General features: G+C 59.4%; 10 protein-coding genes, 1 tRNA gene and 1 pseudogene. 5 read left to right on the forward strand and 7 right to left on the reverse strand.

From position 1 onward, the window contains the following. Positions 1-72: 72 nt before the first annotated feature. Positions 73-561, forward strand: a pseudogene (locus tag PG892_RS18280) (ATP-binding protein); the annotation flags it as partial. 384 nt (positions 562-945) lie between these two features. Here PG892_RS18280 and glk read toward each other — a convergent pair. Continuing rightward, positions 946-1,914, reverse strand: coding sequence for a glucokinase (gene glk / locus PG892_RS18285; RefSeq protein ID WP_223917482.1), 969 nt, complete (start codon positions 1,912-1,914; stop codon positions 946-948). Between the two features lie 348 nt (positions 1,915-2,262). Between glk and PG892_RS18290 the strand changes: the two genes are divergently transcribed. After that, positions 2,263-3,117 carry a MurR/RpiR family transcriptional regulator gene (locus PG892_RS18290; protein WP_270825641.1) on the forward strand — a complete coding sequence of 285 codons (855 nt, stop codon included), beginning with the start codon at positions 2,263-2,265 and terminating at the stop codon, positions 3,115-3,117. A gap of 160 nt (positions 3,118-3,277) precedes the next feature. After that, a complete protein-coding gene (gene pyk, locus PG892_RS18295; protein ID WP_223917030.1) occupies positions 3,278-4,717 on the forward strand; it encodes a pyruvate kinase in 1,440 nt (479 codons plus the stop codon). A gap of 68 nt (positions 4,718-4,785) precedes the next feature. Here the strand turns inward: pyk and PG892_RS18300 are convergent, their stop codons facing one another. The 4 genes from PG892_RS18300 to PG892_RS18315 form a co-directional block, all read right to left on the reverse strand. Beyond that, entirely contained in the window at positions 4,786-5,829 is a 1,044-nt protein-coding gene (locus PG892_RS18300; RefSeq protein WP_223917032.1) for an efflux RND transporter periplasmic adaptor subunit, read from the reverse strand. Positions 5,830-5,844: 15 nt separating this feature from the next. Further along, positions 5,845-8,907, reverse strand: a complete 3,063-nt coding sequence (locus PG892_RS18305) for an efflux RND transporter permease subunit (protein WP_223917035.1) — start codon at positions 8,905-8,907, stop codon at positions 5,845-5,847. A 162-nt stretch (positions 8,908-9,069) separates the two neighbouring features. After that, a complete protein-coding gene (locus tag PG892_RS18310) occupies positions 9,070-11,394 on the reverse strand; it encodes an acyl-CoA dehydrogenase (protein WP_223917037.1) in 2,325 nt (774 codons plus the stop codon). A 47-nt stretch (positions 11,395-11,441) separates the two neighbouring features. Then, complete coding sequence (locus tag PG892_RS18315) at positions 11,442-12,095, reverse strand: TetR/AcrR family transcriptional regulator (RefSeq protein ID WP_005324182.1); 654 nt, start codon at positions 12,093-12,095, stop codon at positions 11,442-11,444. A gap of 469 nt (positions 12,096-12,564) precedes the next feature. Between PG892_RS18315 and PG892_RS18320 the strand changes: the two genes are divergently transcribed. Together PG892_RS18320 and PG892_RS18325 are read left to right on the forward strand one after the other, a co-directional pair. Beyond that, positions 12,565-13,305 (forward strand): phosphatase, encoded by a 741-nt coding sequence (locus tag PG892_RS18320; RefSeq protein ID WP_143237794.1) that lies wholly within the window; start codon positions 12,565-12,567, stop codon positions 13,303-13,305. Between the two features lie 87 nt (positions 13,306-13,392). Then, positions 13,393-13,468 (forward strand) — tRNA-Thr (locus tag PG892_RS18325). Between the two features lie 436 nt (positions 13,469-13,904). Here PG892_RS18325 and PG892_RS18330 read toward each other — a convergent pair. Both PG892_RS18330 and PG892_RS18335 read right to left on the reverse strand, forming a co-directional pair. Beyond that, positions 13,905-16,088: a DEAD/DEAH box helicase gene (locus tag PG892_RS18330; protein ID WP_270825643.1), complete on the reverse strand. Its 2,184-nt coding sequence runs from the start codon at positions 16,086-16,088 to the stop codon at positions 13,905-13,907. Next, the coding region (locus tag PG892_RS18335; RefSeq protein WP_270825644.1) for a HamA C-terminal domain-containing protein at positions 16,085-16,982 on the reverse strand (898 nt) is incomplete at its 5' end. The genes PG892_RS18335 and PG892_RS18330, both read right to left, overlap by 4 nt.

Raw genomic sequence — 16,982 nt, forward strand, 5'->3', positions numbered from 1 at the left:
ACCAGCGGGGCTGACGCCCCGGCGAAATTCCTCTCCCACCTACGTCGGAGGGAGTCCCCTTTCGCATTTAAGATGGATCAGATCATCCAGTACCAGTTGCGCCGTGCCGTTACGGGCCGCAAGCGTCTTGCCAGCAAGGGAACCGAGCCAGTTCCCCTTATTGAAAAGCTGCTGGCCAGCCTCGCCAAGGTATACCGCCACAAGAAGCTGCAGACGGGTTTCCAGTTCGATGACGATGTCTTCTTTCATGGTGAACAGGGCGACCTGATGGAGTTGATGGGCAACCTGCTCGACAACGCCTGCAAATTCGCCATCAGCGAGATCCAGGTCAAGGTCAACCGCCAGGGCCGTGGGCTGCTCATCGTGGTGGAGGACGACGGCCCCGGTATCGCCCCCGGCAAGTCGCAGCAGATCTTTCAGCGCGGGGTCAGGGCCGACAGCTCCCCCGGTCAGGGGATAGGGCTCGCCGTGGTGACCGAGATAGTGCACAGCTACGGCGGCGAGATCCGGGTGGATGAATCCCCCCTCGGCGGCGCCCGCTTCCATATCTCCCTCCCCTGACAAAAACGGGGTCAGGCTCGCGCCTGGCCCTGTCTCTTTGCCGTGCGCTAGGACACCATTCTGGTGCCAAACGCCATATTTCCCACTCTCCGCACAGATCCTGGTCAGTCCCAAGGCATAGAGACATAAGGCTCGCTCTGTGGCACCGCCCGAAGCGGATCTGACTTTTCTCGAAAAACCCATGGCAGACGGACACAGCAGACATAAAAAAACCGGCCGCGAGGGCCGGTGAAACAGTTCAGGCTTGTCAGGTGACAATGCGCACCCAGCGGATGAAGACAGCTTCCAATTCCCTGTGAAACCCTGTCTTCTTGAGTACGTGGGTTCACTCTAAGCCAGGGTCACTGAACCAGGACTTAACCGCCATGAAATCGTTTCCTGACCTCAGAGCCTAAACCCGAGGGACTGGCGCAGATAGGCGCCCGCACCGAGCAGGCCCGGACCTTCGTGGGTGATGAGAAACACGGGAATGTCTTTGAGATAGGATTTGAAGCGCCCCTTGTCCTCGAACGCCACCCGAAAGCCCGAGCCGATGAAGAACTCCTGGAAGCGCGGCACTATGCCGCCGGCGATGTAGACGCCGCCAAAAGTGCCCATGTTGAGCGCCAGGTTGCCGGCAAAGCGCCCCATCAGCACGCAGAACAGGCTCAGGGTCCTGCGACAGTCCAGGCAGTCCCCCGCCAGCGCGCGCTCGGTGATGTCTTTGGGAGCGAACGCCTGTGGCTCGCGGCCATCGGACTTCACTAGACCGCGGTAGAGGTTGACCAGACCCGGGCCCGACAGGAAACGCTCGGCCGACACGTGCCCCAGCTCGCCACGCATCACCTGCAGCACGGCATCTTCCTCTTCCGTGTTGGCGGCGAAGTCCACGTGGCCCCCCTCGCCGGGCAGACTCAGCCACTGCTCACCAGCCTGCACCAGATGAGCTACCCCCAGGCCGGTGCCAGCGCCATAGATGGCGATGGGCTTGCCGGCCACCGGCTCGGCGCCGCCCAGCTGGATGCGGTCCCCGTCAGCGAAGACCGGGACAGCCATGGAGACAGCGGTGAAATCGTTGATCACTTGCAGGCGATCCAGGCCCAGGTTGGCCTGCATCTCGCTGATGGAAAACTCCCAGCTGTGGTTGGTCATGGCCACCCAGTCGCCGTTGATGGGGCAGGCGATGGCGATGCAGGCCTCGCCCACCTTGGCGTCATGCTCTTCCAGATAGAGGCGCACCACGGCCTCCAGGCTGGGATGGGCCAGCCCCGAATAGGTTTTTGCCTGGGAAATGGCGCCCGTCGCCAGCTCACAGAGGGCCAGCCGGGCATTGGTGCCGCCTACATCGCCCACCAGCGCATGGGTATGCTGCATAACAAACTCCTTCGTTACCGACTCGGGGCGGCCCTTACCGTCCCGACCTTGTTATTTGGCTGCCATACTACTCGACCCCACCGGCTGGCGGCGCGTTTTATGAATGCAACTGTGCGCCCGCTCACAGTGTTGTTGCTTTGCAACATTTGTAAGCGTTTTCAAGGCCTAACTGGAAGTTTGTAACTAAAAACACGAAATAATTAGACATGAGTCATACTTTGTATGGACGAGATTAGTTCGGATAAGCGCTTGTCTTGTATAGTCCTCACCGAGATTGGAAACCTGCTTGAGCTGTGAACTTAGTGCACAGACACTGAAGTTAAATTACAAAAATGCTTGGTGGTAATGATGAATACCCTCGATAAAATTACGAACAATTTGGAAAGTTTCAGTAAATCAGAGCGTAAGGTGGCGGAAGTGATCCTGGCATCCCCTCAGACCGCCATTCACTCCAGCATTGCTACCCTGGCCAAGCTGGCCGATGTCAGCGAACCCACCGTCAATCGCTTCTGCCGTCGTCTCGATACCAAGGGCTTTCCCGACTTCAAGCTGCACCTCGCCCAGAGCCTGGCCAACGGCACCCCCTATGTGAACCGCCACGTGGAAGCGGAAGACGGCCCGGACACCTACACCGCCAAGATCTTCGAATCCACCATGGCCTGCCTCGATGCCGCCAAGAACAGCCTGGACATCTCCGCCATCAACCGCTGCGTCGATATCATGACCCAGTCCAAGAAGATCAGCTTCTTTGGCCTCGGCGCCTCTTCCGCCGTCGCCCGGGACGCCCAGAACAAGTTCTTCCGCTTCAACATCCCTGTGGTGAGCTTCGATGACATCGTCATGATGCGCATGAGCTGCATCAACAGCAGCGAAGGGGACGTGGTCGTGCTTATCTCCCACACCGGCCGCACCAAGGCCCTGGTGGAGATCGCCGCCCTGGCCCGTGAAAACGATGCCACCGTGATCGGCATGACCGCCAAGGACTCCCCCCTGGTCCGCGAGTGCAACCTGGTGCTCTCCATGGACGTGCCGGAAGACACCGACGTCTACATGCCCATGGCCTCGCGCATCGCCCAGCTCGCCCTGGTGGACGTGCTGGCCACCGGCTTCACCCTGCGCCGCGGCATGAAATTTCGTGAAAACCTGAAGAAAGTCAAAGAAGGTTTGCGCGAATCCCGCTTTGATACCCCGCACTCCTCCTGATCATTCGGGGGTCCGCCCCCGACTGTCTATGCCAACGGGCTTGGTGTAGTATCGAAATTCAATCAAACAAGGCCACCCAGATGGCCTGCCAGTTGGCGCCATGCCACATGCTTGACGGGGCAGTATTTCAAGTCATATCAACTTCACATTGGAGTCTTTCATGCCAAGACGTACAAAGATTGTTACCACACTCGGTCCGGCGACCGATCGCGACGGCATTCTCGAGGGGATCATTCGCGCCGGTGCCGACATGGTGCGGATGAACTTCTCCCACGGCACTCCTGAAGATCATATCCAGCGCGCCAACCAGGTGCGTGACATCGCCGCCAAGCTGGGCCGCCACGTGGCCATCATGGGCGATCTGCAAGGCCCCAAGATCCGCGTCTCCACCTTCAAGGATGGCAAGATCTACCTCGCCATCGGTGACAAGTTCATTCTCGACGCCGCCCTCGGCAAGGGAGAAGGCTGCCAGGAGCAGGTCGGCATCGACTACAAGAGCCTGCCGCAGGACGTGGTATCCGGTGACATCCTGCTGCTGGACGATGGCCGCGTGCAACTGAAGGTCGAGCAGGTCGAAGGCACCCGCATCCACACCACGGTGACCGTGGCCGGCCCGCTCTCCAACAACAAGGGCATCAACAAGAAAGGTGGCGGCCTCTCCGCCCCTGCCCTGACCGACAAGGACAAGGAAGACATCAAGACCGCCGCCCGCATGAACGTGGACTACCTGGCGGTCTCCTTCCCCCGCAGCGGCGATGATCTGCGCTACGCCCGCGAACTGGCCCGCGAAGCTGGCTCCAACGCCAAGATCGTGGCCAAGGTCGAGCGCGCCGAGACCGTCGCCAGCGACGAGGCGATGGAAGACATCATCCTTGGCTCCGATGCCGTCATGGTGGCCCGTGGTGACCTGGGTGTCGAAATCGGCGACCCCGAACTGGTGGGTGTACAGAAGAAGCTCATTCGCCACTCCCGTCGCCTGAATCGCGTGGTCATCACCGCGACCCAGATGATGGAGTCCATGATCAACGCGCCGCTCCCGACCCGTGCCGAAGTCATGGACGTGGCCAACGCCGTGCTGGACGGTACCGATGCGGTGATGCTCTCCGCCGAGACCGCCGCCGGCCAGTTCCCCATCGAGACCGTGACCTCCATGGCCAGCGTCTGTGTGGGCGCCGAGAAGCACCCGAGCCTGAACGTCTCCAACCACCGCATGAGCTACACCTTCACCTCGGTGGAAGAGGCGGTGGCCATGTCCACCATGTATGCGGCCAACCACCTGGAAGGGGTCAAGGCGATCGTGGCGCTGACCGAGTCGGGCACCACCCCGCTGCTGATGTCCCGCATCAGCTCCGGCCTGCCCATCTTCGCCATGTCTCCTCACAACAAGACCCTGGCCTGGGCCAACCTCTACCGCGGCGTCACCCCCGTGCTGTTTGATGGCGACGAGACCAAGCCGGTCTACGAGGTGTGCCGCGACGCGCTGGACGTGCTCAAGGCCAAGGGACTGCTGCAAAGCGGCGACATGGTACTGCTCACCCACGGCGACAAGATGGAGACCGTCGGCAGCACCAACACCTGCAAGGTGATGATGGTCGAGTAATCGCCCCTCCTCCCTGCAACAAAAACGGCTCCCGCGGGAGCCGTTTTTTTATGGGATCTGCCCCAGGTTCAACCGCGAAACAGCTCCACCTTGTCCCCATCCTGCAGGCTGCCGGCGCCGCGCACCACCACCTTGTCTCCCTGCTTGAGGGCGCCACTCACCGCCACCTCCCGGCTGTCCCCGAACAGCACGGTGACCGGCACCCGGTTCACCGTGAGCGCCTCGCCGCGCTGCTCCACCTGATAGACCACGCTTCCCTCGGTGCCGAGCACCAGGGCATCCCGTGGCAACAGCATGGTGTGCTGCTCTCCCATCGGCAGCGCCACCCGCACCGGCGAGCCGATGATGAACGTGCCCGCTTCCGGCTTGAGGCGCAGCTCGATGAGCCGGGACTTGGGATCGGCGCTCGCCGCCCGCTGGTAATAGATGGCGTGGCTGCTGAGCTGCTCCCCTTCCACCCGCAACCGGGCCTGGGTGGCCAGTTGCCGGGCCCAGGCAATAGGCGCACGCAACCGGATGTCCGGCTGGTCCGGATTGACCAGCTCAAGCGCCTGTTCGCCCGCATCCACATGCTCCCCCGGCTGGATGAAGTGCTCGTTCACCACTCCGTCAAACGGGGCAAAGATGCGGCTTCTGCGCAGCTGCTCCTCAATCTGGCGCACCTGCACCCGCGCCAGCTGCTCGGCCAGCTCAGCCTGCTCCACGTCATAGCGCGCCTTGTCATACTGGCTCTGGGAGGCACTCTTTTGCTGGTGCAAACGATCCAGGCGCTGGAACTCGGCGCGAGCGTAACGCAGATTGCTCCCCTCTCTGGCTTGTTCCGCCCTCGCCTGCTCCAGCGAGAGGCGCAGGGTCGCGCCGTCGAGGCGCAGCAGCTCGTCCCCCGCCTTCACCTTACTGCCGAACTCGGCAATCCACTCCACCCGGCCGCTCACCTCGGCGCTCAGCGCCGCCTGCTGGCGGCTCGCCACCGTGCCGCTGACCCAGATGCTGGCGCCCGCCTCCCCCTGGGCCACGTCCGCCAGGGTCACCATCTTGCCCTGTGCCAGCGCGGGCACCCCGCCCGCCAGCAGCAGCACGCCCACTACCATCCTTGTGAAAACTCGTGTCATCGATGAGCTCCTTGCTCAGGCCCGCTGCCGAAGGGCGTGCGGTACATCGGTCCGCTCGCCCAGCCGCAGGAAGGCGGGCAGCAGGATCAGGGTAAACAGGGTGCTGCAACTCATGCCGCCGACGATGACGGTGGCCAGCCCCCGGTAGATTTCGCTGCCCTCGCTCGGGCTCAGCATCAGCGGCAGCATGCCGAAGATGCTGGTGAGACTGGTCATGGCGATGGGACGCATCCGGCTTTGCAGGGCATCTGTCACCGCCAGCTGGCGGCTAAGCCCCTCCCGCTCCGCCGTGCGGGTCTGGTGCACCAGCAGGATGGCGTTGTTGACCACCAGTCCCAGCAGGATGACGAAGCCGATGATGGTGAGCAGATCCATGGGCAGCGGCACCACCAGGCCGCTCAGGTGCAGTGCCAGCACGCCGCCGACAGTGGCAAGGGGCAGGGTCAGCAGCACCAGGATGGCGTCCCTGACGGAGGCGAAGACCCCCCACAGCAGGATGAGCAGGATCATCACGGCAAACAGGAAGATGGAGCCCAGGTTGTCCAGCGCCTGTTGCAGGCTGTCTGCATTGCCGACGATCCGCAGCTCACCGCCGGCGGGCAGCAGCAGCCGGATGGCGGCGAAGCTCTTGTGCTGCAGGGTCTCCAGCACCTGCTCCATGCTCATCCCCTCGGGGGGCGAGATCTCCAGGCTGATGCTGCGTCGCCCGTCGGCCCGGAAGATGCTCTCCGGCCCCAGATCCGGCTCCACCCGCAGCAACTCGCCCAGCGGCACGATGCGCCCGGACGGCGTCGCCAGCGGCACCGCCTTGAGTTCATCCGGATTGGCGGAGGCCTGCCCCATCAGCAGGATGTCGAGCCGCTCATCCCCGTCGAAATATTCGCCGACCCGCAGACCATCGCCGAAGGTCTGGATGATGGCGGGCATCGGGGAGCGATCCCAGCCCACCTCGGCCAGGCGCCTGTCCTGGGGCACCAGCCGAAGCTCGGGAGCGGTGAAATCGAGTCCGGGCTCTGGCCTGACCTGGGCGCCGGGCAAGTCCCGCTGCACTATGGTCATGCTCTCCCGGGCCGCCTGATAGAGTTCGGGTAGCCCACCCCCCTGGATCAGCAGGGAGATGCTGTTTTCACTGTCAAAACCGCCAAACAGGGACCCCTGACCGCCAAACACCCGGGTGTCGGGAATGCCCACCAGCAATTGCTTCATCAAGAGCTGCTCCAGCACCTTGATCTGGTTATCCTCCTTTGGCCGCACCCCGATCTGGGCACCGCCCGGGTAGCGCAGGATGTAGTAGTTCTTGAGGACAGGCTCCTTCTCCCCTTTCATATAGGGGTCGAGGCGGGCAATCAGGGTATCGATCACCTCCTCCCGCTGGGCCTTGAGATTAACCCCGGGGGTGAAACTCATCCAGACGTCGATGGCGTCCCGCTTCACATCCGGCAGGTAGTTCATCTTGGGCAACATCAACCAGCTCACCAGCACAGGCCCCGTCATCATCAGGACGATGATGGCCCAGCGCCTGGGGGCGGTGGCAGTCCAGCGGATCACATGGCGGGTGACGCGGCACCACAGGCGCTCAAAGGGATCAATCAGCCGCTCGTGCCCCATCCAGCGCGCCGCCACCGCAGGCAACACAGTCACCGCCACCAACATGGAGACGGTCACCGCGCAGGCGATGGTGAGCGCAAGATCGGCAAACAACTGCCCTTCCACGTCGTTGAGCTGGAGCACCGGCAGGAAGATGGCGACCGTGGTCAGGGTGGACGCCACCAGAGCGGTCCACACCCGGCGGGTGCCCTCCAGCGCCGCCTCTCCCTTGCTGATGTCACCCCGCTCATGGCGCCGGTAGATGCTCTCCAGCACCACGATGGCGGCGTCGAGCACCATGCCGACCGCAAACGCAATGCCCGCCAGGGAGATGATATTGAGGGTCCGCCCCATCACCTTGAGCAGGCAGAAGGTGAGCATGATGCTGATGGGAATGGCGATCGCGATCATCAGGGTCGCCTTGAGCTGGCGTAGAAAGACCCAGAGGATGGCGCAGGAAAGCAGCACCCCGAGCCCCAGGTTGGCGGTCACCATGCTCACCGCCCGGTTGATGTAGAGGGAAGCGTCAAACGACTGCTCCATGTGCAGGCCGACCGGCTCCAGCACCTCCCGGTTGAGCTCCCCGACCTTGGCCTTGATCCCCTCGAGCGCCGCCAGGGCATTGGCGCCGCTCTCCTTGAAGATCTGCGCCGCGATGGCGGTGTTGCCGTTCTGGATGCGCAGCACCGGGTTCTCCTCCCGGGCCACTCTGATCTCGGCAACGTCCCGCAGATAGATGGGCAGGCCGTCACGCCAGTCCACCACCTTGTCCCCCAGGGCCGCCACGTCATAGCGACCGGCAAAGCGCAGCTTGTACTCCCAGCGTCCGATGTCGAGGGTCCCGGCCGACACATCCCAGCCCGTCGTTGCCCGGCTGGCGAGCACCGGGATCTCCACCCCCAGCTCGGCGGCGCGGTAAGGGTCGAAGCGGATCTGGATCTGGCGCTCGTTGATCCCCTCGATGTCGACCGTGGACACCCCGGGGATCCGCTCCAGCTCGGGCTTGACCCTCGCCTCGATCAGCGCCTGGTGATCGTCTATCTCCCCCTTGGCGCCGGGCAGTTGCTGGATGAAGAAGAAGGTCAGGGTGTCGTTGCTGCTGTAGTTGTTGACGTAAGGACCACCGATGTTGTCCGGCAGCCCCGAGACCCGGTTCAGGCGGGAGATGACGTCAAGCTGGGCCCGCTGCATGTCGGTGCCGAGAGCAAACTCCATGTCGATTTCGGTGAAGCCGGGGTAGCTGTTGCTGCTGAGACTCTTGAGCCCCTGTACCCCCTGCATCTCCTGCTCGATGGGATCGGTTATCTCCGACTCCATCTCCTGGGGCGAGGCCGAACGCCAGTCCACCGTGATGTTGAGGTGAGGACGGTCTATGTCGGGAAACAGCTGGACGGGCAGTCCCCGGATGCTGAGCAGGCCCAGCAAAAAAATCAGCACGACCGAGACCGCCACCCAGATGGGGCGTTCGATCGCCTTTTTGGCGAGGTTCATTCACTCTTCCTGAGTTGTTGTTATCGGCCATTCCGATGGCCTTGCTTCCTGCCCCAAGGGTGGGGGCCATTGCATTAAACTGGAATTAATCGACCTTGTAAATGCCTGGTTAAACAACAAAAAAACCGGCCACTAGGGCCGGTTGTCGGTTTATGCTCGAGGTCAGGCTGCATGCTCGACCGGGTTCGTTTGAGATAATCCTTCCAGCTCGCCAGGAGCGAAGTTGTCCACCTGGATAGCCTCGTAGCGCAGGGCATCGGCGGCCAGCAACTTGTCCGCCTCCTCCTTGCCGAGGATGGACTGGGACAGGGCAGCAGCTACCAGCTCAGGCAGCGCCAGCTTGCGGGGCAGTCTGCCCTCTTTCTGGGCCTGCACCAGCTTCTTCTCGATGGGCTGCACCGAGACCATGGCCTGGAAGGCACGCTCCATCAGCCCCACCGGATCCGCCTCGTCCTTGCCCACATAACAGAGCGCGGTCAGACGATCCCGGAACTCGCCCGGCGTCATCATGGCCAGACAGATGGCATGGCAGCGATCGTCCGCCGGCATCTTGTAACCGACGCCGAACGGGAACACCACCCGCTTGAGTACGGCACCCACCACCTTGTTCGGGAAGTTCTGGAAGAAGCCCTCGAACGCCTTGCCAATCAGGTAGAGGTTGCGCTCCACCGCGTACTGCACGAACGGCAGGTCAGAGACCATGCGGCCCTGATCCTCGTAATGCTTGAGGGTGGCGGAGGCCAGGTAGAGGTGGCTCAGCACGTCACCCAGACGGGCGGAGATCATCTCCTTGCGCTTGAGATCCCCGCCCAGCATCAGCATGGAGACGTCGGCGCACAGGGCGAGCCCTTTACTCATGCGGGAGAGCTGCTTGTAGTAGCGGGCGGTTTCGCCAGCTACCGGCGCGCTGTTGAACTGGCCCAGGGTCAGCCCCTGGAACAGGGCACCGAAGAAGTTGCCGGTACCGAAGGCGATGTGTTTCATCAACAGGGCGTCAAACTTCTCGAGACCGCGCTCCACATCGGTGTCGGCCGCCGCTTCCAGCTCGGCAAACACATACGGATGGCAGCGGGTGGCCCCTTGCCCGAAGATCATCAGGTTGCGGGTCAAGATGTTGGCCCCTTCCACCGTGATGGCCACCGGAATGCCCATGTAGGCGTAGCCGGTGTAGTTTTTCGGGCCCAGCTGGATGGCGCGACCGGCGTGGATGTCCATGGAGTCATCCATCACCTGGCGTGCCATCTCGGTCATGTGGTACTTGGAAATCGCGGTGACGATGGCCGGTGCCTGACCCAAATCCAGGGAACCTGCGGTCATGCGACGAGCGCCTTCGAGCTGATAGGTGAGGCCGCCAATGCGGGCCAGCGCTTCCTGCACCCCTTCAAACTTGCCGATGGACATGCCGAACTGCTTGCGCACATAGGAGTAGGCGCCCACGGTGCGGCTCGCCATGTGACCGCAGGCGGTGCCAAGGGCTGGCAGCGAGATGCCACGACCGGCGGAGAGGCACTCCACCAGCATGCGCCAGCCGCGGCCGGCGTAATCCGGGCCACCGATGATCCAGTCGAGCGGAATGAACACATCCTTGCCGAAGGTCGGGCCGTTCAGGAACGCCAACCCCATGGGGTAGTGGCGATCGCCGACGCGCACGCCAGGGTGACTGGTCGGGATCAGCGCACAGGTGATGCCGATCTCTTCCTTGTCACTCAGCAGTTTTTCCGGGTCATAGAGCTTGAACGCCAGCCCCAGCACGGTGGCACGCGGCGCCAGGGTGATGTAGCGCTTGTTCCAGTTCAGGCGAATGCCCAGCACCTCTTCACCCTTGTGCATCCCCTTGCAGACGATCCCCTTGTCCGGGATGGCGCCCGCATCGGAGCCCGCTTCCGGCCCGGTCAGGGCGAAGCAGGGTACCTCCTTGCCGTTGGCCAGCCCCGGCAGCCAGAAATCTTTCTGGGCCTGGGTGCCGTAATGCATCAGCAGCTCGCCCGGGCCGAGGGAGTTGGGCACCATGACGGTGACCGCGACGCTCAGGCTCTTGGTGGCGATACGGGTGACGATGGTGGAGTTGGCAATCGCCGAGAACTCGCGGCCGCCGTAGGATTTCGGGATGATCAGGGAGAAGAAGCCTTCTTTCTTCAGATAGTCCCACACCGGCTCCGGCAGGTCCTTGGTCTCGTTGACGATCTTGAAGTCGTCCACCATGGCGAGCAGGGTTTCGACCTGGTTGTCGATAAAGGCCTGCTCTTCTGCACTCAGCTCGGCCTTGCCGTAGCCGTGCAGTTTCTTCCAGTCCGGGTTGCCGCGAAACAGCTCCCCGTCCCACCAGACGGAGCCGGCCTCCATGGCCTCCCGCTCGGTGGCCGACAGGGGCGGCAATATCTTCTTGAAGATGCCGAACACGGGGCGGGTCACCACCTTTTTACGGATGGCGGGGACACCGAGCACCACGGCTATCGCCAGCACCAGCAGGACAAGCAATGTGATCATACCGAAGTTCCTTCTATTTCACTGTTTCCGTTGATTATTGTTAGGTGTTACACGGCCAGGGAGAGCCTGGTCGACTCCACGGGCGCCCCGACACCGGACGCCAGATAAGGAATGACGTTGCGCACCAGCCCTTCCACATCGAGCTGCTGACCAAAATCGGCCTGGGCGATGTCACGCAGGGCATCCGCAGAGGCCATGGTGAAGACGACGGTGCCCAGGGTGAAGTGCAGGCGCCAGAAGAGATCCGCTGGCGACAAATCCGGATTGGCCTTGGAGATGGCCTGGGTGATCCCGTGCAGGGTCGCCCCATAATGGGTGGTAATAAAGCGGCGCAGGTGGCCCTGACTGTCGATATAGCCGCGCCCCAGCAACTGCATGAAGAGCGCCGGGCCATTCGCCCTGACGGCCGACAGTTTCATCAGAGGTTCGACAAAGCTCTCGAACACCTGCAACAGGGTCAGCTGATCCTGCGCCATCAACGTCTGCAACCGCCCGTCCAGTGCCGGCATGAAGAGGCTCAGATAACGGTCGAGCACCGCCTGGATAAGCTCCTTCTTGGAGCCGAAGTGATAATTGACCGAAGCCAGGTTCACATCGGCCTCGCTGGTGATCAGACGCAACGAGGTATCGGCGAACCCCCGCTCGGCAAACAGCACCTCGGCGGCGTCGAGAATACGGTTCTTGGTATCGATTTTACTCACTGGACACCTCACTTAAACGAATGTTTAAAAAGTACGTTTCACGCCCACTCATGTCAAGAGAATGTGAACAAGTGTTGGCTAAATGTTTTTAATCAAAAAAGAGGGAAGATGGCGGGAACTTCGCGGCGAGACGGCACTCTATATCTATGCCACTGCAATTAAACATTAAGTCTCGCCCAACCTGCGCCATGCTAGTTGGGCATTTTTTTGCCCTGCCGTCACCCGATGCGCTGAAAGAGAACCAAAAAAAAACCGTCGCAGGGGCGACGGCGGGGAAAACGGGTCTGACCATCCAGTGTCGACCCATCGATGGGTGTTCAGGCTTGCATCGATGTCGCCATCCTCGCAGTGAAACGTCATCAGACTTTGTCAGCACAGACCCAAATTGTGACAAAGTATGGCAACCAGCCACATGGCCCGGCTTCGCCAATCTTGCTATGCTGTCGCCTCATGCCAGAGGGGAGAGAAGATGAAGTATACGGTCGATACCCACACGCACACCGTCGCCAGCACCCACGCCTACAGCACCATTCACGATTACCTGCCCATCGCCAAAACCAAGGGGATCAAGCTGTTCGCCACCACGGACCATGGCCCGGACATGGCAGATGCCCCGCATTACTGGCATTTCGTCAATCTGCACGTGTTGCCCAGGGTCGTGGACGGGGTCGGCATCCTGCGCGGCATCGAAGCCAACATCAAGAACATTGACGGTGAAATAGACTTCCCCGAGCGCTACGAGTCCCGGCTAGACATGATCATGGCCGGCTTCCACGAGCCGGTGTTCCCCCCCTGCGATCAGGCGACCCACACCCAGGCCATGATCAACGCCATCCGAAGTGGTCGGGTCGACATGATAAGCCACCCCGGCAACCCCGCCTTCCCCATCGATATCCAGGCGGTGGTCAAGGCAGCGGCAGAGTATCGAGTGGCGCTGGAGGTTAACAACTCCTCGTTCAGTCACTCCCGTGCAGGCAGTGAAAGCAACTGCCGCGCCATCGTCGAGGCGGCGCGCGATCTGGGTGCCTACCTCACTTTCGGCTCCGACTCCCACGTGGCATTCAGCCTCGGCGACTTTGATCACTGCCATCGGCTGGTCACCGAAGCCAACTTTCCACATGAGCGGATCCTGGCCCGCTCCCCCCGCGCCCTGCTCGATTTTCTCGAGAGCCGCGGCCGTGCTCACATCCCGGAGTTCGTTGACCTCTGATATGCCTTAACATCATGAGCCAACTCATAAAATCGAGTTGGCTCAATTGACTTGTCCGGCTTTTTTCACGACTCTGAACATCAAGCCGCCGGTATAGCTCAGTTGGTAGAGCAGCGCATTCGTAATGCGAAGGTCGTAGGTTCGACTCCTATTACCGGCACCAAATAAAACAAAGGGTTAGCATCATTGCGATGCTAACCCTTTGTGCTTTTTTGCTATTTCGTACTTGCTGGCGTACTTGTAGAATCAACCATAGCTTTTGGCCTTATCGTCCTGGCGAATCTTTCACCTGAGAAAATACCTCGCGATTGAGGCCCATTAATCAAAAACAATCATGCAGAAATGGGGCTGTGTTCCACAGCCCAACTAGCGTAAATGCTCGTTTATCTTCCATATAAATACCATCAATGTCCTGGCGGCCTTCATCCGGTGATAATCACACTGATGACGGGTGTTGCCGAGACTGCCTTTGCAACAGGCATGTTGGTAGATCAGACATTCTGGACCACCAACAACAGGGCTGCACTGAGCACAACGCCAGATGAGGGTGACATAGTCATGTTCCTTTCTGTGGATTTCAGACAGGCTCAGCCCCAATGTCATCCAGTACCGACCGCGCGCCTGATGAACGTCTGATCCACGTATCCTATCGTTCGACTCCAAACGTCCTGAGTATCCCGAAGATACTGGCCCAACTCATCCACATCAGCTTGGTCGGGAAATTCCAGCAAGTCTACCAGCCGGTGTAACGTCTGAATGGGAATGCCAATCTCCTCTAGAGAATTAACACCTGGTGGTAGATGGTGACTCTCGAACGCTAATTTGACGTGCGTGTAATCGATCTTGCTGCTGATACCTTGCTTCAACGCATGGTGTTTGACTACATCCTCCATCAAGCTGAGCAACTTAGGTAGGGTGTAACCAAAGGCATTCGTGATGATCTTCAAATCATTGTTGATGGAGTAGGAAAGTGTGCGCTTCTCCCCTTCAGACATCCACTGCCGTGCGTGAACGATCTGACTTTTCAGATAGTCCGAATAGCTTGCAGCGTTATAATAGCCAGTAAGTTTGGCTACCATGACATCCGTAGGCTTAACAGGGACGCCATTGCGACTGAATGTATGGGGAACCAGTCTGGCAATGATCTTTGCGAAAGTCTTGAAGAAGTTTGGCGCGGGGTTCCAGTGAAACACCAGCGAGGCAAATTCGATGTCGTCCATCATCTCCACCATGCTTTGCAGAGCCTCGAATTGCTCGACACGGAAGTACGAGTGCTTCTTCACAAGGTCTATGGAAATGCGATCGCTTGCGAAGACCTCATTAAAGCGATCCTGTGAAAACTCGGACAAGTGGTCTGGCTGAACACTGGCCAAGAGGTTGAGCGGGGTATCGATGTCCTGAATACCGAGTGGAATATCCACCTCTTGATTGAGATTGTCTTCCGGGATTTCCTCCAGGCAAAAGATTTTGCCCACGAAGTGAACGCCCATACGCCCAGCACGCCCCTTGATGTTCCCATGGGTGAATTTGTCGATGCTGCGATTGCCATCGCGGTTGTCATAGATCACGACGTTCTTGGCAACTGTGTTGACACCTTCAATGATCGTAGAAGTACAAAGCAGAAAGCGCAGTTTTCCAGCATTGAACTGATCGACAGTGTATTGCTGCAGCGCCCTAGGTAACGCCCCAAAATGCAAGCCGATTCCGTTCTTGAGAGCAACGGTGTAATCCCAATCGGCATCGAACTCTTTGCTGACCCACTCGATATGAGGACTCTCAGCCGGAGTGCCATGTCCGAGCCTGATCAGCTCGCGTGCAACCTTGCCGGCAACAGTTGGTGACTTGCAATAGATGATCGTTGCGCCGACGCATGCGCGTGCGATCTCCGCCAGCTCGTTTATCTTGGCTTCGTCATCATTCGCTTTGATGCTGAACGTCTGGATATCTAACGCGACTGTGTTGAAGTCGGTAGAAACAAAGGTATGCGAATACCCGAGTCTTTCGAGACCACGAATGCTGTTAACAAATGGCCCGGTCAAGTAAAACTGCTTGGAGACCTTAAGCAGCTTGCTCAACGCAATGTTGAGCTCGATGACTCGCTCGTCCTGATGATCTACGGAGCCACTTTTGAGTTGTCGGAAAGCCAGCTTGTAAAACTCGTCAATGACGAAGAGGTCGATGTCGACTATGTCATCTCGTTCATTCACTCGCTCCTGCGTTAACACGTAGACAGCCTGGTCAGAATGGCGAACTTGGGAACTGTGGTGAATGATTTGGTATTGGTCACCAAACCGCTCTTGCAGTCGGCGACGAGTTTCGTCGGCAAGGGCCACGGTCGGAACAACTATAACGAGCCTCTGCAAGGTACCCAGACCGAGCAGCGAATCGACGATAGCGCTTTTTCCCATGCTTGTAGGCGCGCTGAGCACCACGTTCTGGCCAGCCTTAAGCAAATCGAATATGCGGAATTGCATTGAGTGGAAGACAAAGCTGTCCGAGAATGGCGTCCGATACAGATCAAGCACCCTGAGGTCGTCCGGCGTCAGGTCGGCGAATTCCTTTTTCAAGTACGGAAACAGACCTGATTTTCTCACCATGTTTTTCAGAATGGTGGTGTGGCCGGAAAACCGCTCGCGCGCATCGAGAGCGCGCACGATCAAGTCTCGTCCCTTGTCATGCGAGACAGGGTTGGACAATAGCCTGTTGATCGCGGACAGGTATTTGAAGGATGAGAAGTCTTCCTCCTGCAGGCTGCGTTTAGCCTGTTCATAGACCCTTGTCATACCACCTCCCTCACCTTGTCCTCAACCAATTGGGTTAGTCGCTCAAGACTTGGAGCGGGATAGATAAATACGTGGACGCAAAGATCCGCGAACGGCGAGCCTTCAATGAGGTCGGCAACGAAATTGTCGAACAGTTCTAGCGTTTCTTTTTCCAGATTATCCTCGTACCCCGGCGTTTCTGGATCGGTAAGCAGACGAGAGTCATAGCCCACGAATAGGACGAATGTGAAGCGATCTTGGTGAGCATCGAAAGGCCGGCTACCATCGAGGATTTCGTCGATGTCGTGGCGAAGCAGGTAGTCATCGTCTTTGACGTCGAGGATTTTTCTGCGTGCTGTATCAATGCACTCAGCAATGTCCTCGTATAGCTGATCTCGTATCTTCGGTAATCTGACAGCAATGTCGACATCAGTCACCAACTCGCTGAAGCCAACCCAGAGCTGATCACCTTCAGGATCGCGGCGAACGATGTGTACGTTTTCAAGAATTTTCTCGGATCCAGGTCTTTCCACGTACAGCAAGCAGGGTATGGGTTGGCTTTCGTGGTGTTGTCGGATCGTTGCGTGCAACAGCACTCGCCCCAAGAATTCACTAACGTCATGGAGCGATTTGAAGACGGACGTCTTTAGCCGCTCTCGCTTTTCAACGAGCGTCAGCTTATGAATATCGGACATTTCTTTTGGCCTAAGAAAGACCTCATCCAGCCACTGGCAGACGTTGTCCGCAATATGTTTGTAGCGGTATTGCTTAAGCGAGTACTGCTGATGCAGAACTTGCCCTTTACGCTTAGCGCATGCCGAAACCATAGGTGCTCTGAATCTGACTCTTATACACAAGTAGCGCCCTGAACGGAACCATTCCCGTTTTCCAGGATCTGATCTTCCATGTGACCTC

Source organism: Aeromonas sp. QDB68 (assembly GCF_027707405.1).
GTDB classification, from domain to species: domain Bacteria; phylum Pseudomonadota; class Gammaproteobacteria; order Enterobacterales; family Aeromonadaceae; genus Aeromonas; species Aeromonas caviae.

Bases quoted from the DNA above. Each gene is read 5' to 3' on its own strand.
- glk (WP_223917482.1), bottom strand. From the start codon at position 1,914: ATGCAGCATACCCATGCGCTGGTGGGCGATGTAGGCGGCACCAATGCC.
- PG892_RS18290 (WP_270825641.1), top strand. From the start codon at position 2,263: ATGAATACCCTCGATAAAATTACGAACAATTTGGAAAGTTTCAGTAAA.
- pyk (WP_223917030.1), top strand. From the start codon at position 3,278: ATGCCAAGACGTACAAAGATTGTTACCACACTCGGTCCGGCGACCGAT.
- PG892_RS18300 (WP_223917032.1), bottom strand. From the start codon at position 5,829: ATGACACGAGTTTTCACAAGGATGGTAGTGGGCGTGCTGCTGCTGGCG.
- PG892_RS18305 (WP_223917035.1), bottom strand. From the start codon at position 8,907: ATGAACCTCGCCAAAAAGGCGATCGAACGCCCCATCTGGGTGGCGGTC.
- PG892_RS18310 (WP_223917037.1), bottom strand. From the start codon at position 11,394: ATGATCACATTGCTTGTCCTGCTGGTGCTGGCGATAGCCGTGGTGCTC.
- PG892_RS18320 (WP_143237794.1), top strand. From the start codon at position 12,565: ATGAAGTATACGGTCGATACCCACACGCACACCGTCGCCAGCACCCAC.
- PG892_RS18330 (WP_270825643.1), bottom strand. From the start codon at position 16,088: ATGACAAGGGTCTATGAACAGGCTAAACGCAGCCTGCAGGAGGAAGAC.